Source organism: Psychrosphaera sp. 1_MG-2023, from assembly GCF_030548245.1.
Classification (GTDB): domain Bacteria; phylum Pseudomonadota; class Gammaproteobacteria; order Enterobacterales; family Alteromonadaceae; genus Psychrosphaera; species Psychrosphaera algicola.
In genome coordinates this window covers 173,596-194,649 of the sequence record NZ_JAUORW010000005.1, presented here as the reverse complement: position 1 = coordinate 194,649, position 21,054 = coordinate 173,596, and the positions used below count along the sequence as shown (strand labels likewise).

Here is a 21,054-nt window from a genome sequence, read left to right as displayed (position 1 = left end):
ATTGAACTACTTGAATTAGCTGAGGCCAAGTACCTTATTATTAAATTCAACGTCTGCTGCTCCCCCAGCAAAATCGTCAAAAGCCTTATCTGTCGGTCTTATAATATGTTGTTCGATAAATTTAGCGCCCTCCGCGGCTCCATCTAAAGGATGTTTAATACAACATTCCCATTCCATCACTGCCCAACCTTCATAACCATAGGCTGTCAGCTTGCTAAATATGGCATTAAAATCTATCTGACCATCACCTAATGACCGAAAACGTCCAGGCCTATCGACCCAAGATTCATAACCACCATAAACACCAGCGCGTCCTGTTGCGTTAAATTCAGCATCTTTAACGTGGAATGCTTTTATTCGTTCGTGGTAAATATCGATAAATGCCAGATAGTCGAGTTGCTGCAATATAAAATGTGATGGGTCATAAAGAATATTGGCTCGTGGGTGATCATTAACCGCCTTCAAAAAGCGCTCAAATGTCACTCCATCGTGTAAGTCTTCACCTGGGTGTAACTCGTAACAGACATCAACACCTGCGGCGTCAAAGGCATCAAGTATCGGTAACCAACGTTTCGCAAGTTCGGCAAAGCCTTGTTCGACAAGACCGGCGGGGCGTTGCGGCCACGGATAAAACGTGTGCCACAATAACGCGCCAGAAAAAGTGGCGTGCGCGTTTAGGCCAAGCTGTTTACTGGCGGTTGCTGCCCACATCATCTGCTCAACAGCCCACTCTTGACGAGCGACTGGATTATTTTTGACGTGTTCAGGTGCGAAGCCATCAAACATCTCGTTATAAGCTGGGTGAACCGCCACTAACTGACCTTGTAAATGGGTTGATAACTCACTGATTGAGAGTCCATAACTTGCCACTTTTTTCAGTATTTCGTCACAGTACGAAGTGTCCTGAGCGGCCTGATTAAGATCAAAAAAACGGGCATCCCATGAAGGTATTTGAATGGCTTTAAAACCAAGTCCAGCCGCCCATTTACAGATATCATCTAGATTACTAAAAGGTATGTCGTCACTGGCAAATTGAGCAAGAAAAATACCTGGCCCTTTGATCTGTTTCATTATATTTGTCCTTCACTGTTAACGGTGAGCTTAAAGGGTTGCCATTTAGTTTGTTGTTTACTCGCCTCGACGACGTTTTCGATAAATGCCATGCCACGAATTGCCTGTTCAATATCAGGCGCAAGTTCACTAATGTCTGAATCCGATTGTTGTTCTAGTGCGATAATTTGATAGATAAACTGCAAATAAATATTAGCAAACGCTTCGATGTACCCTTCAGGATGACCAGCCGGTGTCCGTAAATACGCGTTAGTATTCGCGGCCAGCGTGCCGACGCCCGCTCGAATAATTTCCCTCGGCTGATTATTGTATTTTTTGATCAACGAGTTTGGCTCTTCTTGACGCCATTCAAATGAGGCTTTTGTCCCGTAAACTCTGATTGATAGATTGTTTTCTTCGCCAACCGATATTTGGCTCGCAATTAGTACGCCTTTGGCACCGTTATTAAATTTCAATAACACTGTGCCATCGTCATCGAGTACGCGTCCAGCAACGACAGAGGTTAAGTCCGCGCAAAGCTCGGTTATTTTGAGTCCACTAACATACTCGGCCAAATTAGCCGCATGAACGCCTATGTCGCCCATGCAACAACTCGCACCTGCACGTTTAGGATCGAGTCGCCAACTTGCCTGTTTGTTTTCTTCATTCGTTGTTTCCGCTAACCAGCCTTGACTATATTCAACAATAATCTTAACAACATCACCGAGCGCGCCCGCGGCAACCTGCTCACAGGCTTCTTTAACCATTGGATAACCGGTATAGGTATGCGTAAGCCCATATAATTTTTGCTGTGCAGTAACGATTTTTTCAAGTTCAAGGACTTGGTGTAGGTCCATTGTTGCAGGTTTGTCAGACAAAACATGGAACCCGTGTTCTAACGCGCATTTTGAGACTGGAAAGTGAAGATGGTTAGGGGTCACGACCGATACAAATTGGATCCGTTGCTCAGCGGGTAATTTGGCTTCAGCTTCAAACATCTGCTGATAGGAGGCATAACAGCGTGTTGGTTCAATCCCTAACATGTGTCCAGTTAATAAACAGTTGTCATGATTAGAGCTAAACGCACCAGCAACTAATTCTATCTTACCGTCTAAGAACGCGGCCATACGATGGATGTTGCCAATAAAAGCACCTTGGCCACCACCGACCATACCCATTCTGACTTTATTGCTGGTTTTTGCCATATTCTCAATACACATATAGATTACTAAACTTAATCCAGTATAAAGAGACATGGATTTAACCTATATAATAATATCGGTCAAAATTAAAAGGTTTTCGGCGTTGTGGTTTGTAATCTAACAAATAGAAAATCCCGAATCGCCTTTATTTATTGGGTTAGGTATATTTTGTCGGAGTTATGATTTGGTAATTTTTAGACTAATTACTTTAAAAGTAGATGCGAGATATTTAATGTTTGCCATGGAGTTGAGATTTAGGCTAAGCCCTTATTTTTCAAAATAAGGGCTTAGCCTATCCTTAGAAAATAACGTTTAGTCGGGCATACGGACCATGTATGATGTCGTCTCGGTCGTAATTAATGAAATATCCATCATCAGGGAAATCATCTTCGTCATCCCAATTGGATTGAACATGATAGTAGTCAACTTTATAACCGGCTTGAAAAGATGCACCAAACCCCTTTAATGCCCGAAAACGATGCTGCCATATATACCCCAATTCACCCGATACTCCCAACTCAATAGGATTTAGCCCGATGATGTCAGCTTTAGTTTCGCCTGTAACTTCAGTAACAGCATCTCGACCAACAGTCAGATTTGATAGGCCAATAAAGCCCGTTACATTGAGATAAAAACGGCTATAGTTTGTTTCATATCGATAACCATAGGCGGCTTCGTCAAAACCCAATTTAAATCCAAGTGAACTCATGCTAAAAGCTTCATCAAATGCCGAACCTAGATAAGCGCCATTGTGGGAACCAAAGCCAACAACACTTGGTGAATCAAACTGGTGATAATACATGCCCAAGAACAAACCTTTTTCGGCAATAATTAAGGCATCATATGTCTCTCGTTTACTGGTAAATGCATGTGACATATTGGTACCGTTTTGCATATAGCTTGCTGTACCGCCGGCATCCATTGTTGAATAACCTAATCGCAATGTGCTCGCGCCATTAAACAAGCCATGATAATCAAATTGAATAATATATTTATTCACGGCGGCTCGAATTAATTGGTTGTCGGTTAAGTTATCCAGCTGATCTTCTGCTTCGTTTTGTAATAACGTGACGGCTAACTGTGATTTTCCCCAGCGACCTTGAACAAAGAAAGATTTGAGAATATTGGTATTCATGTCATATTCAGTGGTAGCTTTTTCTACGTCATTAACGACAACACTTTGATTTACTGACCAATTAGCATATTGAAGCCCGCCCCCAGCCATAAAATCAACTACACTGCCCGATGCAAAGTCGTGTTGATTGTATTCCATCGTTTGTAAATCGCTTTTAGAATACTCAAAAGTGTCCAACTTTCGTTCCGACGTATTTCGGGTGGTTACAGTGATCTTATTACCAGTGACTTTGATTGTAGGTTCAAAGCCTATGTTTTCAACTTCAGAGGAATGTTCATTCCCTCTCGATACAAGACCTTTGTCATCAAAATAGTAGATGACTAACCCTTTGTTATAGGCGTTAACCCACTCGTACACTGCGGCAACATAACCAATATTTGGAACCACTTTAGCGTCAATGATCTGAGAATAATCACTGCGCTCATGCAACGCCGTTTTTGCAGATAACCATGGCTGATGTGATTTGACTCGGGGGAGATCAGATACATACAATTCAAAATCATCTTCACTGACAAAACTAACAGCCATTTCTCCAGAATAATTATGAGAAACCGATCCAACTTTACGCTCGGCTGGTAACTCAAAATACGTTTCTTTTTTACCAAAGTGACGGCCATCAATGAGGAGCTGAGTTGCCGACAGGCAAACAAGTTCGCCCTGAGGGGTTATGTCTCGTTCTTGGCCGTCACAAATGGACGACAACGACGCACGTTTGCGACCTTTTGAGCTATGAATAAAGTACTGCTTTTTATTGTCTTTTCCTTTAGAAACCCGAATGTAATCAGACACAATGGCCCACGCAACACCGTTGTAAAGAGCCTTAAGCTCCAATTTGGATTTGTCACTGTAACTCTGACGATATTTACCTATCGTCAGTTTCATCGAGCAGTTTTTTTTGCAATTAGAATTAGCCTGGCTAAAATCCACCATAGGCAGGGCTTCAACATTCGGAGCCAATCCTAATAACACCAATCCAAATAACCATTGTGTAATCGCTATCTTCATCTTCACTTAACTGTCCTTAATTGAGCTTTCTAAATAAACTGTTCGTAGTACTTTTTAGCTTTAAGTACTTTTTGAATATACCCTTGAGTTTCAGGGTGCGCATTTGCACGAAGCTTGTTGTAAACCTCCTGCGGTGCAAGTTGATTGATTGCTTTATAAGCTGGTTTAAGTTTTTTACTGCTTTTATCGTTAAAAACATAGGCAACATTGCCTGGGCCCGTATTGTAAGCCGCAATTGCGACATAAATTTTACTGGTTTCATTTTTTACTGGCGAAAAATAACGATTAACCAATAAATTCATATACGTCGAACCAAATTCAACATTGGTTTCAGGGACTAATAATGTTTTTTGATGCGGCGGTGTTTTTGATTTATTCAAATAGTCATTTACGTCTATGCCCGCGCTTGTTGGCACCACCTGCATTAAACCAAAGGCAGGGATGGGGGATTGGGCCATAGGATTAAAGCTAGACTCTGTTTCCATAATGGCATACAGGAGCGCCGGTGATAGGTTGTATTTATTGGCCTGCGAACTAACATAACGTCGATACGGTGTGGTTTTTTTCCACTGCGTACTACTGAATTTTATTTTCCGTGTCGCGGGTTGTTTTTTCTCTGGCGCCACACTGACTTGCTGTTGATGTTTAAGCGCATTACTGGTTTCCACATCAAAGGTATTAAGAAACATACGCTCTGGTAGTTGCTTCTCCACGGGCAACGTTTGGATATAGGCTTCGACTTTCTTTTTGGCCTTAACGAGTGCCTTAATATTTTCTTCAACGCGCTCAACTTCTTTCACGGGAATGGAACGCTTGGCAACCGATTTCACTAATGCCTTTAATTCACTTTGGCTAATACCAAGCGAATCCGCTACTGTTAATCCTTTACTCGGATCGTATTTTTTAATTTTTTTTGAGCTGAGCGACATGCCGTTTTTCAAATCAGCAATTGATGCATTAAGCGTATTATTTAATAAGGTTTCGGCTTGCTTTAAATTAGACGGTTTGATGCTGGAATAAAAAATTTCATCGGCGGCGTAATCAATGAGAACTTTCTCATTCATGTCTTGAGAATAAACAACTAGCCTTGAGCCACTGGACACATCGGCATACCCCCAAACTCCCGTAACTTGAGCTTTATACTGCGCTAACTCTTTCCTAAGATTGAGTTTGTAGTCAGCAAATTCCTTTTTCTCATTTTCTGCGAACGTTGTAAATTGTGCCTTAAAACGCTCAAATTCTGATTTTGGCGCGCTAACACCTTGAGGGAGTGCGCCTACCATGAAGAGCAAAATTGTCAAAATTTTGTATTTATTTTGCATGACATAACCTTTCTATACCCAGCAATTAGCTATTTATTAAATGAATGATGTCGCTGAATTAGTAAGGGGTAATTAGGAAGTTGTTGAAAAAATTGCATTTTCTTACTTACACTAATCTTTTGACAGGCTGTTTGCATCCTTACTAACGAGATTTAACATTACTATAAGCGTGGCAAAAAGGCACGGAAAGGTTACTGATAAGAGCGTAAATTTGCTAAAAAAACACACTTTATCTCACACTCGACTTTCTACCCATCGGTGAAGGGATCTGCTACGCACCGGTGACTGAATCTGACGATTGCTCATCAAAAAATTTTAAAAATGTTTTTGATTTTTTTCAGGTGCAGTTGTGAGAACAACGGTAGTCGTATAACGATAGATATAACAAGAGATGATTACGCACAAAATAAATGGGATGGTAGAAAAGAATGAATCACCGACAATCCAGAAATAGCCACTAATATGAATAATTAACATTGTGCCAAATATCACTGCTTTTCTATTTAACTTATCTTGTATTGAAAGTTCAGCTGAGCACTTAGAGCATTGAAAGTGTTCTGAAAATGACCAATAGAGTTGAAACCAACTAACTTTAGTTTTGCACTTAGGGCAAGCGTGATCTTTTTTCATAATCCTTGAACCTATCTTAATTTAATCCATTAAATAATGCCTAACAAGGCCATTTTATCTGTTTCGCTAAAACGAGTAAACATCAAATTCACCACGCAATTAGAAGAAACACAGAGCAAGTCACCGTTCTTTAATACATAATAAAACGGCATATGGATAACGAGTAAAGCGTCGTTAAGGCAATTAGAAAATTGTGGATACACATTGGCAACAGCGCCTATGTTTTATGTTTAATTGCAACTTACCTTAACTAACGCTTATTTAGACAACGCCTTGTTCTATCATGGCATCGGCAACACGTCGGAATCCCGCAATATTAGCGCCTAATACTAAATTTCCCTCATGACCAAATTCTTTCGCTGCATGACTTGAGCTAATAAAAATGTTTTGCATTATTTGCTTTAGCTGCTCATCTACCTGTTCAAATGTCCATTTTTGCATACTCGCATTTTGAGCCATTTCTAATTGGCTTGTTGCTACACCGCCGGCATTGGCAGCTTTACTCGGCCCATAAGCAATTTTAGCGTCAATAAATGCATCAACAGCCGCTTTAGTTGAAGGCATATTTGCCCCTTCACTCACCAATTTGCAATCGTTTGTTAATAAAGCCTTTGCATCCATCAAGGTTAACTCGTTTTGAGTGGCGCACGGAAATGCCGCATCGGCTCTATAACGCCAAACCGCGTGGCCGTCTTCAGGATAATGTGCGGCCTCTGTGTAGATAGCTTCTGGGTAACTTTCGGCATAATGAGCTAGGCTCACTCGTTGTTTTTCTTTAAGTTGTTTTACTAACTTTAGATCAATGCCGCGGTCATGATAAATTGTCCCCGATGAATCACTGCAGGTGATTGGTGTTGCTCCCAGCTGATAGAGCTTTTCCATTGTATATATAGCGACATTGCCAGCTCCAGACACTAAACAGCGTTTGCCATTTAAGCTATCTTTACGTTCTTTAAGCATGCATTCAGCAAAATATACAGTGCCATAACCTGTCGCCTCTTTACGAGCAAGTGACCCACCCCAAAGTAGACTTTTGCCTGTAAATACGCCGTCGTAATTTCCGGTTAATCGTTTGTATTGACCAAACATATAGCCTATTTCTCGCGCACCAACGCCAATGTCGCCCGCAGGTACATCCGTTGTCGGTCCGATATGGCGAAAAAGCTCTGTTATAAATGATTGGCAGAAACGCATAATTTCACCATCACTGCGACCTTTGGGATCAAAGTTTGCACCGCCTTTGCCCCCGCCTAAAGGCAGACCCGTTAAAGCATTTTTAAAAATTTGCTCGAATCCTAAAAATTTGATGATCCCCGCATTGACGGAAGGATGAAACCTCAACCCTCCTTTGTATGGGCCTAATGATGAATTAAACTCAATTCGATATCCCTTATTAACGTGTATTTGACCGTCGTCATCAACCCAAGGTACCCGAAACATAATCTGACGTTCAGGTTCAACAATACGTTGAATAATCGCTTGCTGTTGGTAGTGAGTATGTTTTTCTAAAAGAGGCGCTAACGAGTTAAGCACCTCTTCAACAGCTTGGTAAAATTCAGTTTGCGCCGGGCTACTGCGCATTAAATCAGATATCGTTTGGTGAATATATTTCATCAAATACGTCCTTTAAATTGAAAGATTACGTCTAGCTGTTGCCTTACAAATACAGTTTTAGCCGCATAAGGCTTGCCAAGTAATAACCCCCATGAAACCGACGTTCCTATGTTTAATTCAAGTCGGATTGGCCCCTTAGGCTTAACAACTGGATTTCGAGCCATGCAAGCGAACTAAGCAAAGAATCTCAATAGGAGCTCGATATTTTGTTTTGCGTTCCACTAATGCTGAGCTTTCTAATACAAATCACTAATGGACTTTGTAAATTGAGATCTTGCCTTCACTTTAGACAGAATTAGAGTCAATTAGGCAAAACGGGAAAATTAAGGCTTTGAAGACGTGTAATGAAATCTGAACACTGCGATGGCAACAACTTGTTCTTGAGCTTAGATAAAGTATAGAAAATCAATCCAGCAACATTTGCCGCCGTTTCAAAATTTAGGGAGAGAAAATTCAGGGTTTGAGCACTAACATTAGAGACACCCGCAAATAAAATGCATTCGTAATTTGTTGATAACCTAAATCTTCATTCATTACCTTTAGGATCGACAATGAGTAAAAACAAGACAAAATTCACGCCGTGTGAATTATATACTTTGGTTATACCAGCAAATGAAATAGCAGAAATTAAATGCGTTTTTAAATTAGACCACACATCCATTAATGAATATGAGCACCAAGCTATCACCCACGCCCGACAGGCAATTGAGGGTATCGAGGGTTACGCTTACATCCCCAGTTTAATGGAGTTCATTCTAAATAAAGTCCCGCCGCACAAATAAACGGTACACGTGTTGCTCGATAACATATGGATAATAATAGAACGCTGCTCACAAATAGCGACAAAAAATGGATTTTTACAAAATAGAAACACCTAACTCATTGTTAACGATAAGTTAGGTGTTAGTACTATTACATAATACGGCTAACATAACGTTTCTGTTAATCGCCATCTCCTCCTGAGCTGCCACCGTCAGAATCAAACCAACTAGAACTAGCATCCCCATGACGCAATTTGGAGCGTTTGGATCGGAATGCACTCACTAAAAATATAAGTGCTAATGCAACAACGATCCATAAGACTTTAGAGTGAGGTTCAACGGTGTATTTTTTATATGCCGCAATAAATAGAACTGTGGATATTATGAAGGGAACAAGTTTCATAAGCAGATCCGTGCCTTTTTGGGTGTTACGATAAAATCGAAAATTTAATTTAAGATCTTATAGTATAAATATTCCCATGCCAACTGAACGCTATATAAAGGCGGGTAGGTGTACTCTTCAACTTCGGCAACCATATACTTTGGCACGTTAAATTCAGCGTGATGAAATATCTCCATCCAATCAATATTGCCACTTGCCCCGAGCTCTTTATAATCTTTAATGTGCCAACTTAAAAATCGGTTTGGGTATTTTTTAAAATAATTCACAGGCTCTACCCCAGCGACTTTCATCCAATAAATATCAGCTTGAAAATACACATATGCAGGGTTGGTGTGTTCTAAAAAATAGTCATAGATCCGAGTGCCCTCGACATCGCCAAATTCGTCAGCGTGATTATGAAAGGCAAAGGTAATGCCCTTTTCGCGGCATAACTTCCCAATCGCATTATAATAATCGCTATAACGCTGCAGTTCTAATTTAGTCGTTACACCTTTGAGTTGATTATTGGACGTTGTCAGATAATGTACGCCCGCTTCTACATGGTCATCTATCGTCTTCGCCCACCATTTTAAGGCGCTTTCCCAATTGTCAGAAGCAGGCAGATCATGAAATGTCATGGACCCCATAAATTGCATTCCGTGTAACCTAACTTCCTGTCTAAACTCGGTTGGCGACATGCCATAAAAAGTTCCATTGTCATAAACGAAGGTTTCTATGTAGCTATAACCCATACGTCCTAGCTCTCTCAGCGTTCCTGCAGGGTCATTCAGCATTTCCTGATGTACCGAGACTAGTTGGATCCCAATATTTTTATCTTTAGGGTTAGACTTGATATAGCGGGTTTTCCAAAGGCTTTTACCTGTAACGTCAAACCCCTCTACTAATATATTGCTGGGGCTTTGAAACTCAAAATCGACTTGCAAATAAAAGTTACCAAGCATATCGACGTCTCGCATCGTCCATTTTTTATCCGATGAAAAAAGCCCTTTTCCTTTGAAAATAACCCCTTCTTGGTTTTGCCCTAATGCAATGATTTGGTCACTCTTAGTATCGTAACCAATCAATTCAGTTAATAAGGTTTTGTAATGGCCGTTTTGATATTGAAGTACTTCTACTTGCATCGACTGATTATTCATTGTTGAAATATTTTTCATCTTTATTGCAGGAAAGGCCCCAAAGTTTTCGGTTTCAATATTATCGCTGCTGACCCAATGCCCCGCATATTGATGTAGGCGATCAATTTGAGATTTGAGCAAAGGTTCTGCCAATAGGCTTTGGTTGAGAAAGAAAATGAATACAATCGAAATGATTAATCTCATGGTTAAGACCTGTCGTTTTATTAGTTTTAGGTCGCCCAATAACAAGGTAAACCTGCATGTTTATAAACCTCTCTCCCAATAAAAAAGCTTATAACAATTATTAGCATTTTTTGGAGTAAGGCCAGTCGCATTTACAAAATTTAGGAACGATAAATAAATCGATATAAATAGTAACGTAGGTTTCTACTTAACTATCTTTACGTATTTTTGTTTTAGGTATGCGATATCGATTACGATTACAGGAAGGTAATTAATAATTTAACGGTTCGTTAAGTTATAGTGGTACTGTGATTTTGGCCAAAGTATTAGACAATAAACATCGGCAATATCAGGCTAATAGCGTGAAAAATAATAAGGTATTGTCATTTCATAGGGTTAACAGTAGTAGCGGATAGATATGGAACAATCTCAAGAAAGGAATTAGCAGAAACAATTGAGCTGCTCCATGTTACTGGTGGAGCATATCAATTTTTTGTTCTACAAATTCGTGGGGTTCCTACAGACTCTGACCCTGCAGGTTTGTCCCTACCGGTTTTAACTTTTTGAAATTATCTTTTTATTTGGACTCGTTAGGTCCAATAGGAAGAAATGAAATTAAATAGCCCGCAACGACAACAAATAGCAGTATTGCCGGCAGAATTAATACCGGATATTCATTAAGTAACTCCATTATTACCCTCCGTTAGTCGCTACCAATTGTTTAAATAATAATTTATCGCTAATGACGATTATAGTAAACGATACCCAATTTTCACTTTTTCACAATACACTTTTTGCAATTCCAAAGAGCGTATGGTCAATTTCCACTTTAAGAATATTTGTCTTTATATTTGCTGGCGTATTATTTGGGGTATATAAGAATTGGCGCTCCCGGCAGGAATCGAACCTGCGCTTCAACCTCCGGAGGGTCGCGTGATATCCACTTCACTACGGGAGCAACTGGGCAGTAGTTTATGGAATAAGGGTGATAATTGCCAACATAAATCGATAAACGTTCCCTAACTGTTCAAATTTACAACAGTTTGTAGGTCATCATAATAAGCCAAACCTGACTCGCCGCAATGGGCTGCGCGATATATAGACAACCTAATATTGAGGTTAACTTGGTATTTTATTAGATGAATTTTTTATTGCGTACAACAATACGGTTATCACAAATTTAAAAAATCAGAGATAAACAATTGTTTTATCACCCTATTTTAGTTTACATTGGTGTAACCATGCTATTTACGTTTATTGCGAATTTGGCAAATTTAACTAGATATTTTGGCGTAATAAGCTTTAATTAACTCACCACATTCATATGATAAAAAGGGTAGGAGACGGGGTATGTCGTTAATGACAGTAGATCAAGTAGCTGAATTTCTTGGCGTGAAAGACGTTAGAGTTTTACGATTAGAACGCGAGCACTTGTTAAATGCAGCTGAAAAAGATGGCGGCGGTAACCCGTTGTTTAATCAAGAAGACGTTAAAAAATATAAAGAAATTGCTGAGCGACTCGGCGGCATCTAGTCTCTTCAGATACTACTATTGATAAAGCCTTAATGGGTGGTTGTGTTTTAACGCCCAGCAAAGGCAAGTTAGTCGGTAAAACTCAATCCAATGCTGTGCACCTTGCACAAATTCATTAGGCGCTAATTCATTGCTACCGCTTTTATCGAAAATTGCCGTTAAGTTAAATTGTTGTACATAACTTAGCAGCAACTTTTGAGTCTGTAGTTCGTTTAATTCAAATTCGACAATGATACTCGCGAGATCCCATCGAACGTCGGTGTACTGTGCACATTCCCAATCTAACAAGCCAACCTTAGTATGATCAGGTGTCATTAAGATATTGCCTAGATTTAGATCTCCATGAACTAACCCTTTGAAACACCCTGTTATATTTTCATTGTTATCCGTCAGACATTTAATGGCTTCAAATTTTTGTTTTAACTGCCATTGGTCGTTTCTTGTCGTTAATACTGAGTCTATTTCTTGTTTTAACTGCGTGATTGTCCAAGTTGCAGGACTTACCTGCTCTAACTTTGTTGTATGGGCTTCTATGAGCGCATCGACAACTAACGGTAACATTGTCAATAATAACTCTCGGCTCATCAACGCCCCAACAATTTCTTCTGTCGCTAATGACATCCCCTTATTATCACGCCAAGTGACCTTTGGAACGCTTAGATGTTGATGTGGTTGCGAGTTTAAATGTTGGGTAATATCAGCTTCATATTGCAATGAATCTGATGCTAGTTTTGTGCGTGCAGTTTTAAGATACCAGACTTGGCCATTATCAAAGTAACATTTTAAGGTGTTGTGGGTGCCTACAAACACGGCATCTAACCGAACGATTTGGTCAAGCAAAGTCTGGGGTAAATGCCTAACCTGAGGTGTGTCTACTAGATCAATGCCATTACGCATGGTCTAATAATTCATTGTCGTCTGTTTCTTGCTCTTCAATATACAACTTACGCCAACTTATATAGCCGTGGGCGGCAAATAGGGTATATAACATAAATAGGACGACGGTTGGGTAGTAGCCTTGTGTGACATATAGAAACAAGGATGCGATATCAATTACAACCCAATAGAGCCAATTCTCCAATACTTTTTGGGTTAGTAAATACGTAGCAAATAGCGCAAATACTGTAGTGAAAGTATCTAAGTATGCCATGTTTGCATGGGTAAAGTTGTCGAGCATAAATCCAACCACCAATACCATTAACGAAATAACAGTAATGTATTTTATGTGGGATGCCATACGCCACGATATAATTGGTTTTACGGTGGCGATATCTTCAAAAATCGCATTTTCTTCTGCACTTTTATCAACAGTGCGCCACTGGTGAAAACCAAAAACCGCCATCAACATATAATAAAAGTTTAGCAGGCTTTCCATTAGCAAGGCACCATGCCAAAAGAGTAGGGTGTAGATTGCCGTACTAACAAAAGCCGCTGGCCAACACCAACTATTTTGTTTTATGGCTAATATGACATATACAAGGCTCAAAATAGCGGCAATGTATTCCCATATCGACATTGCTTCGAATCCAGCTAAAACCCCATCAATCATTTTCCGATTAGCCCTTACCAACTGTGTTAGACAAGTCACCTGGAATAAACTTACAGACAAATACGGTTGTTCCAAACTGCTCGAAGCTTCGTTTTAGTTCGGTATTTAAAGCGCTCATAACTATGTCATAGTCACCAAAAATTTGAGTACTCATGCAATTTGTAGATACGTTAATTGCTGAGTACTGATTTAGCCTGGCGATAAAATCAGAGATAGCCGCTATATAATCAACTTCGCTTAGTGGGTACTTACTTATTTCGACGCTTAATTTCAATTTCGTGCTTCTCTTGATCTAATTTTTAAACTGCTTTTGGGGTCTAAACTCTTGCCTAAAATTATTGGGTTTTATCCCATTTTCTTAGAAAACGAAATCGACTTTTACACCATAAACAAATGGTTCGCCAAACTGTTCATAAAGTTTGTTCTCCCAACCGTCTCTTGGGTCATTGCCAAAATAGAAACCACGTACGCCGTACGTTTCGTCTGTTAGGTTTCGAGCCCAAAAAGTGATGTCCATGTTGTCGCCAATATAAATTACACTCGCATTAATCAATTGCATTGCTTCAGATTTCTGGTCATGGCTAAATGAGTAGTAAAACTCGTCTTTACCAGTAAGGCTAACACTTGCTTCAATACGGTCTGTAACTCTAAAGTTACCGCCTAAATGGAATTGATAGCTTGGGGCATGGGCTTGTTCGCGGTCTTGGATAACAATGATTTTGTCTTCCCATGTTTCTGGATCCGTGAACTTACGATTTATATTGTCTACTTCGGTTTCTAATAACGACAATCCAGCCGTAATAGACATAAACGAATTTGGTTCGTATTTAACATTGGTTTCTAAACCGTAATTAACGCCTTGCGGTGCATTAGAAATATAACCAATGAAAATAGGATTGGCTGAATTGTTTTGCACGTCAGCTTGATTTGTGAGCCATTGTTTTATTTGGATATTGTCACGAGTAGCATAAAAAATATTGGCGCTGGCTGTTAACGTATTTTTGTTATTGCTTGCTCTTATGCCCATCTCAATATTTTCAAGCACTTCGGGTCTAAACGTTGAATATTGACTCAATTCTGCTCGGTCCAAATCATTTTGTAAGTCACCCACGCGCCCTAATGCTTCACCATTAACACCGCCGGATTTAAAACCACGACTAATTCGAATATAGGTTAAGAAGTTATCACTGTATTTGTTACTCGCTGATACATGACCCCCCCACATGTTATCGTCAAAATCATGGGCTGTGCCTGCATTATCAACATACTCACCGCTATAACGTTCGAAACGCAATCCAGTAGAGATCTCCATAGTGTCCGAACCTTCAAAGCGTTTTTCACCATAGATAGCAAAATTATTAACCTCATTTTCGCTTTCAAATATACCAGCCGCGTAAACATAATCTCGAGTTAGCTCTTCTGTAATACTTCGGCCAAACAAACCAACAACTAAGTCGTCTTCTTTTGAGCTGAAAGCAACGTCAAATTGATATTGCGCTTTATCACGAAAATACGCATCAGTGCTGGTGTATCCATCTGGGTGGATGCCGTCATACGCCCAATCTTCATCATAGCCATATTCCGTGGTTGTATGAGAAGAGCTAAACGCCACTTTATTATTAAATTGCTCAGCACCTCGATAATAACTAATGACACCAACAGAAGTTGTGTCCTGGCGGTCAAAGCCTGGTTGGTCCGACAAGGTATTGCGATTGTTATCTAATGAAAAAGTGTCATAACCGTTGTCGATATCAAATTTGTGAAGCGTAGATGCGATGATCCAATCGTTCGTTATAATCGATTTCACATTTGCTCTAATTGCTAACTCATCAAAACCATTAGTGTCATCTCGGTTTAGGTGGGTATTATTAATGTAACCATCACCATCAACTTTATTGATAGAAACCCGATAAGCGTTGCTTTCGTTAATATCGCCGCCAGTAGCAAAACCAAGATTTGTGTAACCGTAATTACCCGCTTCAAGTCGAAGTCTTGTTGGGTGAGCCAAGCCTGTTTCTGCACTGCTTATGTTGACAAAACCGGCCATGGCATTGGCGCCAATGCTGGTGCCTTGAGGCCCTTTAAAAACTTCGATTTGTTCAACATCAAACATCATCGCAGCACCGCCAACACCAGAGTAATCAATACCATCGATTGCAATACCAACAGATGGGTTGACCGGGTCGACAAACTGACTGCGTTCTCCAATACCACGAATTTGTATAAAGCGGGCACGAGAGCTACCCGCAGAGAAATTTACATTACCCATTTGTTGTAACATATCTTGCAGATGAGTTGCGCCTAAACGCTCTATCTGTTGCATATTTACAATATCAACCGCATTAGCTGCGTCGGATGCAACTGTTGGTAGGATCTCACCTTTTACTTCAATCTTTTCAATTTCATCTGTTTCTTCGTATGCAAACGTCGAAACAGAGAACGTCAGTGCGATTAGAGATGTGACGTTACGAATCATACTCATTATATTAGTTGTCCCTGAAAATGTTGGTGTCCCGTGATTGGCGTGCCCAACCTGAGATAAAAGCTTAATTTAATGGATTAATTTTCGATCATACCTAAATTAGTATAGTTACTCCAATTACTGTTTTCTATGAATTATGCTTTTTAATGTGTTTAATTATCGGCGCTCACGCATTTATTGCCACTAAAAAGGAAAACTTAATTTGAATTGTTAGTATGTCAGTCGCATTCCAATATGCGGGATATCGTCTTCCAGGTACATTTCGGTGATTTGAACAAACCCCAAATTTTGGTAAAAAGCCTGCAGGTGCTGCTGTGCAGAGATATGGCAAGTGCACTGTGGCCATCGTTGTTTCACTTCGGATAACGCACTTTTCATTAACGTAACACCTAAGCTTTTTCCTCTATGATTCTGGTGGACGACAACCCGCCCGATAGCAGACTCTTTCGGATAAACAATGTCTGGCCCAATAAGTCGGCAATAGCCAACCATTTCGCCTTTTTCATAAGCAAAATGATGGTAAACGTTTGGCATTCGGTCAATGTCATCTAAATCTGGGTAATAACAGGTTTGCTCGACAACAAACACGTCAATTCTGAGTTTAAGCAGGTCATACAATTCGTCAGTCGACAGTTCGCTAAAGGACTTAGTTTGCCAATTTAGTTCTATTGTCATTATGTTCCTCATAAATTTATATTGTCGTTAAACGCAAATTACATGGCGATGATAACAAGCAACTTGGCAAAGCCCAATCAGCCAGTTATTCTTCTTTTAGTTCCAGTATTCTGAGTAATGTATGATTAAAAATGCCGTTTTACTAATTTGTTTTGTTATCTCAACTCACCTATTTGCACAGCAACCAGTCGAACTAGAATGGGAAAATTTGGTGCCTAACGATTTTCAGATCGAAGCACCCAACGTTGAGCATATTGGTCAAGCTATGGCAGGCCCACAAACGATTAACGCCCCTGTTGTAAAGGAGTTAGACGGCAAATTAGTTAAAATCCCTGGATTTGTTGTGCCATTAGAAGGTGATGAAACATCTGTTACTGAATTTCTACTCGTCCCTTATTTTGGCGCATGCACGCACGTTCCGCCGCCGCCCTCAAATCAAATTATCCATGTCACCTTTAAAAAAGGGGCGCCTGCTGAAGCGCTATACGACCCAATCTATCTAATTGGCACACTATCAACTAAAGAATGGAAAGGCGAGTTAGCACAAGTTGGCTACACTATGGTCGCAACGGCATTTGCACCGTACGACGACTTTTAATTATTTCGCAATCCTTCATTTTCAATCGCATCCAATTGTCGGTCAACAATGCTGCAAATTTTTCGACGATTTTGATCTGAAATTTCAGTATTAAAAGCATCGTGTTCACAATAATTGCGGTGAAACTTCATCAAACCTTCAGGTGTAAAAAGGTAAGGTTTCAAAAACTCTTCCTCGGCGTCATTTAGGGTATTAAAATGACTGACGATTTCGGCGCTTACGGTATCGGTAATTCTGTTTTCTGCGTATTCCGACGACGCAATATTACTCACAAATCCAAGAAGCTTCGCTCGGATATCGTTTATAAATGGGCTATCGATAGTGAGTAACGACCCTATCAATAATAAAAACAAAATAAATTTCATATTAATACCTACTAATTAAAATGAGAATATACGCCAAAAATGTGATTTCTTTGTTTAAATGTCATTTTGTTATGTAGCAGATCAAAGAAACGACAATTTTTCCAATAATATATCATTTTATGCTTTATAATCAGAACAATACTGCAACCATAATTGTGTCCCCTTTTTTAGGGTGTATTGTTGCTAGTTAATTCCCTAACATTGTTACAATGTTAAGGGGTTTTATTATTTATGGCCAAATCTCTCAAGCCACGGATCGTCCAATGAATCAAAAAATTGATATTAAAAACATCCCTTCCGACGTTAAAGTTCATCGTCCTGAACAATCTGACAATCATACTTATAATCTGCGAAGTCGTATTTATGTAAGAGCCGTAAAAGGTCTGCACCAACTGATACGTCGTAAAATAGGTATTATATCGTTAGGATTATTCGGATTATTACCTTGGTTAAAATACGGTGACCGACAGGCTATTTTACTCGACATCGTAAATCAAGAATTTAACATTTTTGGCCTAACACTGTGGCCTCAAGACCTTACCTTATTTGCCTCTATTCTTATTATTTCTGCCTATTTGCTGTTTTTTGTGACGACATTTTATGGTCGGGTTTGGTGTGGTTATTTATGTCCACAAACTGTGTGGACCTTTATGTTTATTTGGTTTGAAGAGAAAATCGAGGGGACAGCTAATAAACGTAAACGATTTGACGAAATGCCAATGAGCTGGACAAAAGTCTGGAAAAAAACGCTCAAGCATACCTCCTGGTGGGGTGTTTCGTTGCTAACCTCATTAACGTTCATCGGTTATTTTGTTCCTATCGACCAATTATTTGTCGACTTTTTTACGTTTGAAGCCTCATCAGCGATTGTTGGTTGGACCCTATTTTTTGCCGGCGCTACTTATGCTAATGCCGGTTGGATGCGTGAAGTTATGTGTATTCATATGTGCCCATATTCACGGTTCCAGTCGTCGATGTTTGACAAAGATACGTTTACAGTTACCTACGACACTGAGCGCGGTGAAAAACGTGGCCCTCGTTCACGTAAAGTTAACCGTGAAGAAAATGGTTTAGGCGACTGTATTGACTGTAATCTATGTGTTCAAGTGTGCCCAACAGGCATCGACATACGCAATGGCTTGCAATACGAGTGTATAAACTGCGGTGCCTGTATAGACGCCTGCGACGAAACCATGGATAAAATGAATTATCCACGTGGATTAATAAGTTACACCACCGAACATAGCTTAGAGGGTAAACCGACTAAGATATTGCGCGGTAAGTTGTATGGCTACCTTGTGGTTATTTCTATCATGTTTGCTGCCTTTATTTGGCAAATTTCGTCGCGAGTGCCGCTTGAACTTAACATCGAACGAGACCGTAACGCTTTGTATCGTGAAACAGATGAAGGTCTCATTGAAAACACTTATACATTGCAGATTATTAATAAAAGCCAAACAGACAACGAATATTTAATCGAAATCCAAGGGTTAGATCATTTCGATTTTATTGGCCTCAAACAAATTAAAGTTAAAGCCGGCGAAGTACTCAGACTGCCGATCAGTATTGCTGTTGATCCATTTGAGTTAAACAAGCCAATAACGGACATAAAAATTGTTCTTCATTCAACAAGTGGTGACTTAACCGTAGATGAAGAGTCCCGCTTCTTTAAGGGACGTTAATGTCGTCATTTAATTTTTCTGAACTTGGCCCCGACATGATATTGGACGCTATCGAATCACTCGGGGTGTATCCCGAATCGGGTTTATTAGCGTTAAATAGCTATGAAAACAGGGTTTACCAATTTAGAGCTGACGACCAACTAAAATATGTCGTAAAGTTTTATCGACCTGAACGTTGGACCAACGAGCAAATTCTTGATGAACATCAATTTGCTTTGCATCTCGATAGCGAAGATATTCCTGTTGTTCCGCCGTTAGTGATTAACGGCGAGACACTTTTTGAATATAACAATTATCGATTTTGTTTATACAATAGCGTCGGCGGACGAATGTTTGAGAATGATAACCTTGACCAGCTTGAGTGGTTAGGGCGCTTATTAGGGCGATTTCATAAGGCCAGCGGTGTTAAGAAGTTTAACAACCGCAGTACCATTAATTTCCGCCCTGAATTTGCCGAAGCTCGCGCTGAACTGCAGCAATCTGACTTTATTCCGTCCTATTTAAAAAATACCTTTTTCCATGACTTAGACATGTTAATTGACGAAACATTAACGCGCCTAGACCAGTCCTCAGCTGAATATGACGTGATCAGATTGCACGGTGATTGTCATGCGGGCAATATTTTGTGGCAGAGTCATGGCGACCAAGACGACGCGATTTTAGTTGACTTAGACGATTGTTTAAATGGTCCCGCCATTCAGGATCTGTGGATGATGTTAAATGGTGACCGGCAGCAACAAATGCTGCAACTCGATACCCTTGTTACCGCGTATGAAGAATTTAACGAATTTAATACAGCGGAATTGTCGCTTATCGAACCTTTGCGGGCACGTAGAATGGTCAATTATATGGCTTGGTTAGCAAAACGTTGGTCTGATCCTGCATTTCCAAGGAACTTTTCTTGGTTTGCATCAGACAAATACTGGGAGCAGCAAGTTTTAGCCATTAAAGAACAAATTTATTCGCTAAGAGAACCGCCGCTTAAGTTAGGTTATTAGTCGCATTCCAAATAAACTGGGTTGTAAAAATATTCTCTACAGGCATAATTTGGGTCAACACGATACCAAATCGTAATTTCAATTAGGATAATTCATGAAAAAGATCATCACTCTGTTAGCCACGTTTGTTTTCGCATTTAGCATTCAGGCCGTAGAACTTAAAGAAGGCGTTCACTTTGAAGTGATCGCTAAAGAGAAAACAGAAACTCCAGAAATCAAAGAGTTTTTCTCATACTACTGCCCTCATTGTTTATCATTTGAACCGTTGGCAGCTAAGTTAAAAAAGAGTTCTAAAGCTCAAGGTATCGAATTTAAAAAGAGCCATGTTGACTTTTTAAGAGCCGCAGGTCCTGATATCCAAGAGTTATTGACTCGTGCACTTGTTGCGTCAGACAAGCTAAATGTACCACAGGTATCAACCGCTATTTTTAACTATATCCACAAACAACGCGCGGTTTTCACTTCTGAAAAAGACGTTAAAAACTTATTTTTGGTTCATGGCGTAAGTGCCGAGCAGTTTGATAAAGCGTTTAATAGCTTTGCGGTTAAAGCGGCGTCGAAAAAAATGAAAAAAGACCAAGTTGAATTGTCGCAAGCGCGCGTATTAACGTCTGTTCCTACTTTCATTGTTAACGGTAAATACAAAATCCTAAGCAAGGGCTTTAAAGCGTCTACTTATGATGATTTATTTTCACAACTTGAAAACGCGGCACTAGAACTAGCCAAAAAAGACTAGTTGTTAGCCCTTACGG

19 protein-coding genes and 1 tRNA gene are annotated in these 21,054 nt (G+C 39.8%); 6 read left to right on the top strand and 14 right to left on the bottom strand.

Translation table 11 applies throughout. The features are described from left to right. Positions 1–15: 15 nt before the first annotated feature. From Q4575_RS06490 to gdhA, 6 genes are all read right to left on the bottom strand, one after another. Entirely contained in the window at positions 16–1,071 is a 1,056-nt protein-coding gene (locus tag Q4575_RS06490) for a sugar phosphate isomerase/epimerase (RefSeq protein WP_303521761.1), read from the bottom strand. Beyond that, entirely contained in the window at positions 1,071–2,255 is a 1,185-nt protein-coding gene (locus Q4575_RS06485) for a Gfo/Idh/MocA family protein (protein ID WP_303521851.1), read from the bottom strand. The genes Q4575_RS06490 and Q4575_RS06485 overlap by 1 nt, the downstream gene beginning before the upstream one ends. Before the next feature lie 295 nt (positions 2,256–2,550). Beyond that, positions 2,551–4,398, bottom strand: coding sequence for a hypothetical protein (locus Q4575_RS06480; RefSeq protein ID WP_303521760.1), 1,848 nt, complete (start codon positions 4,396–4,398; stop codon positions 2,551–2,553). 23 nt (positions 4,399–4,421) lie between these two features. Continuing rightward, entirely contained in the window at positions 4,422–5,714 is a 1,293-nt protein-coding gene (locus Q4575_RS06475; protein ID WP_303521758.1) for a transglycosylase SLT domain-containing protein, read from the bottom strand. A 315-nt stretch (positions 5,715–6,029) separates the two neighbouring features. Beyond that, positions 6,030–6,344, bottom strand: a complete 315-nt coding sequence (locus tag Q4575_RS06470) for a hypothetical protein (protein ID WP_215964444.1) — start codon at positions 6,342–6,344, stop codon at positions 6,030–6,032. A gap of 261 nt (positions 6,345–6,605) precedes the next feature. Then, positions 6,606–7,958 carry an NADP-specific glutamate dehydrogenase gene (gene gdhA, locus Q4575_RS06465; RefSeq protein WP_303521757.1) on the bottom strand — a complete coding sequence of 451 codons (1,353 nt, stop codon included), beginning with the start codon at positions 7,956–7,958 and terminating at the stop codon, positions 6,606–6,608. A gap of 551 nt (positions 7,959–8,509) precedes the next feature. On the opposite strand from gdhA, the gene Q4575_RS06460 reads away from it, so the two are divergent. Beyond that, complete coding sequence (locus tag Q4575_RS06460) at positions 8,510–8,740, top strand: hypothetical protein (RefSeq protein ID WP_215964448.1); 231 nt, start codon at positions 8,510–8,512, stop codon at positions 8,738–8,740. Between the two features lie 426 nt (positions 8,741–9,166). Here the strand turns inward: Q4575_RS06460 and Q4575_RS06455 are convergent, their stop codons facing one another. Both Q4575_RS06455 and Q4575_RS06450 read right to left on the bottom strand, forming a co-directional pair. Then, complete coding sequence (locus Q4575_RS06455) at positions 9,167–10,441, bottom strand: sugar phosphate isomerase/epimerase (protein ID WP_303521756.1); 1,275 nt, start codon at positions 10,439–10,441, stop codon at positions 9,167–9,169. Positions 10,442–11,303: 862 nt separating this feature from the next. After that, positions 11,304–11,378: transfer RNA gene (locus Q4575_RS06450), tRNA-Arg, on the bottom strand. Between the two features lie 392 nt (positions 11,379–11,770). On the opposite strand from Q4575_RS06450, the gene Q4575_RS06445 reads away from it, so the two are divergent. Continuing rightward, positions 11,771–11,953 carry a helix-turn-helix domain-containing protein gene (locus Q4575_RS06445; protein ID WP_215964451.1) on the top strand — a complete coding sequence of 61 codons (183 nt, stop codon included), beginning with the start codon at positions 11,771–11,773 and terminating at the stop codon, positions 11,951–11,953. A 15-nt stretch (positions 11,954–11,968) separates the two neighbouring features. Here the strand turns inward: Q4575_RS06445 and Q4575_RS06440 are convergent, their stop codons facing one another. The 5 genes from Q4575_RS06440 to Q4575_RS06420 form a co-directional block, all read right to left on the bottom strand. Next, complete coding sequence (locus Q4575_RS06440) at positions 11,969–12,850, bottom strand: aminoglycoside phosphotransferase family protein (protein ID WP_303521755.1); 882 nt, start codon at positions 12,848–12,850, stop codon at positions 11,969–11,971. Then, entirely contained in the window at positions 12,843–13,502 is a 660-nt protein-coding gene (gene pnuC / locus Q4575_RS06435; protein WP_303521753.1) for a nicotinamide riboside transporter PnuC, read from the bottom strand. The genes Q4575_RS06440 and pnuC overlap by 8 nt, the downstream gene beginning before the upstream one ends. Positions 13,503–13,509: 7 nt before the next feature. Next, the gene (locus Q4575_RS06430) at positions 13,510–13,776 is read right to left on the bottom strand and encodes a YkoF family thiamine/hydroxymethylpyrimidine-binding protein (protein ID WP_215964454.1); all 267 of its coding nucleotides are present in this window, start codon (positions 13,774–13,776) and stop codon (positions 13,510–13,512) included. An 84-nt stretch (positions 13,777–13,860) separates the two neighbouring features. Next, positions 13,861–15,984: a TonB-dependent receptor gene (locus Q4575_RS06425; protein WP_303521752.1), complete on the bottom strand. Its 2,124-nt coding sequence runs from the start codon at positions 15,982–15,984 to the stop codon at positions 13,861–13,863. A gap of 210 nt (positions 15,985–16,194) precedes the next feature. Further along, positions 16,195–16,659 (bottom strand): GNAT family N-acetyltransferase, encoded by a 465-nt coding sequence (locus Q4575_RS06420; protein WP_215964456.1) that lies wholly within the window; start codon positions 16,657–16,659, stop codon positions 16,195–16,197. Between the two features lie 121 nt (positions 16,660–16,780). Between Q4575_RS06420 and Q4575_RS06415 the strand changes: the two genes are divergently transcribed. Continuing rightward, the gene (locus tag Q4575_RS06415) at positions 16,781–17,257 is read left to right on the top strand and encodes a DUF3299 domain-containing protein (RefSeq protein WP_215964457.1); all 477 of its coding nucleotides are present in this window, start codon (positions 16,781–16,783) and stop codon (positions 17,255–17,257) included. Here Q4575_RS06415 and Q4575_RS06410 read toward each other — a convergent pair. Beyond that, the gene (locus tag Q4575_RS06410; protein WP_215964458.1) at positions 17,254–17,622 is read right to left on the bottom strand and encodes a hypothetical protein; all 369 of its coding nucleotides are present in this window, start codon (positions 17,620–17,622) and stop codon (positions 17,254–17,256) included. The genes Q4575_RS06415 and Q4575_RS06410 overlap by 4 nt on opposite strands. A gap of 263 nt (positions 17,623–17,885) precedes the next feature. Here Q4575_RS06410 and ccoG point away from each other — a divergent pair, with 263 nt between their 5' ends. The 3 genes from ccoG (at position 17,886) to Q4575_RS06395 (ending at position 21,038) form a co-directional block, all read left to right on the top strand. After that, positions 17,886–19,304: a cytochrome c oxidase accessory protein CcoG gene (gene ccoG / locus Q4575_RS06405; protein WP_215964459.1), complete on the top strand. Its 1,419-nt coding sequence runs from the start codon at positions 17,886–17,888 to the stop codon at positions 19,302–19,304. Then, positions 19,304–20,302, top strand: a complete 999-nt coding sequence (locus Q4575_RS06400) for a serine/threonine protein kinase (protein ID WP_215964460.1) — start codon at positions 19,304–19,306, stop codon at positions 20,300–20,302. Before ccoG ends, Q4575_RS06400 begins: the two co-directional genes overlap by 1 nt. 94 nt (positions 20,303–20,396) lie before the next feature. Further along, the gene (locus Q4575_RS06395; protein ID WP_215964461.1) at positions 20,397–21,038 is read left to right on the top strand and encodes a thiol:disulfide interchange protein DsbA/DsbL; all 642 of its coding nucleotides are present in this window, start codon (positions 20,397–20,399) and stop codon (positions 21,036–21,038) included. Positions 21,039–21,054: the final 16 nt, after the last annotated feature.

What these genes read in the sequence shown, in the direction of transcription:
- Q4575_RS06490 (WP_303521761.1), bottom strand. Translation starts at nt 1,071, where the DNA reads ATGAAACAGATCAAAGGGCCAGGTATTTTTCTTGCTCAATTTGCCAGT.
- Q4575_RS06485 (WP_303521851.1), bottom strand. Translation starts at nt 2,255, where the DNA reads ATGGCAAAAACCAGCAATAAAGTCAGAATGGGTATGGTCGGTGGTGGC.
- Q4575_RS06475 (WP_303521758.1), bottom strand. Translation starts at nt 5,714, where the DNA reads ATGCAAAATAAATACAAAATTTTGACAATTTTGCTCTTCATGGTAGGC.
- Q4575_RS06470 (WP_215964444.1), bottom strand. Translation starts at nt 6,344, where the DNA reads ATGAAAAAAGATCACGCTTGCCCTAAGTGCAAAACTAAAGTTAGTTGG.
- gdhA (WP_303521757.1), bottom strand. Translation starts at nt 7,958, where the DNA reads ATGAAATATATTCACCAAACGATATCTGATTTAATGCGCAGTAGCCCG.
- Q4575_RS06460 (WP_215964448.1), top strand. Translation starts at nt 8,510, where the DNA reads ATGAGTAAAAACAAGACAAAATTCACGCCGTGTGAATTATATACTTTG.
- Q4575_RS06455 (WP_303521756.1), bottom strand. Translation starts at nt 10,441, where the DNA reads ATGAGATTAATCATTTCGATTGTATTCATTTTCTTTCTCAACCAAAGC.
- Q4575_RS06445 (WP_215964451.1), top strand. Translation starts at nt 11,771, where the DNA reads ATGTCGTTAATGACAGTAGATCAAGTAGCTGAATTTCTTGGCGTGAAA.
- Q4575_RS06440 (WP_303521755.1), bottom strand. Translation starts at nt 12,850, where the DNA reads ATGCGTAATGGCATTGATCTAGTAGACACACCTCAGGTTAGGCATTTA.
- pnuC (WP_303521753.1), bottom strand. Translation starts at nt 13,502, where the DNA reads ATGATTGATGGGGTTTTAGCTGGATTCGAAGCAATGTCGATATGGGAA.
- Q4575_RS06425 (WP_303521752.1), bottom strand. Translation starts at nt 15,984, where the DNA reads ATGAGTATGATTCGTAACGTCACATCTCTAATCGCACTGACGTTCTCT.
- Q4575_RS06420 (WP_215964456.1), bottom strand. Translation starts at nt 16,659, where the DNA reads ATGACAATAGAACTAAATTGGCAAACTAAGTCCTTTAGCGAACTGTCG.
- Q4575_RS06415 (WP_215964457.1), top strand. Translation starts at nt 16,781, where the DNA reads ATGATTAAAAATGCCGTTTTACTAATTTGTTTTGTTATCTCAACTCAC.
- Q4575_RS06410 (WP_215964458.1), bottom strand. Translation starts at nt 17,622, where the DNA reads ATGAAATTTATTTTGTTTTTATTATTGATAGGGTCGTTACTCACTATC.
- ccoG (WP_215964459.1), top strand. Translation starts at nt 17,886, where the DNA reads ATGAATCAAAAAATTGATATTAAAAACATCCCTTCCGACGTTAAAGTT.
- Q4575_RS06400 (WP_215964460.1), top strand. Translation starts at nt 19,304, where the DNA reads ATGTCGTCATTTAATTTTTCTGAACTTGGCCCCGACATGATATTGGAC.
- Q4575_RS06395 (WP_215964461.1), top strand. Translation starts at nt 20,397, where the DNA reads ATGAAAAAGATCATCACTCTGTTAGCCACGTTTGTTTTCGCATTTAGC.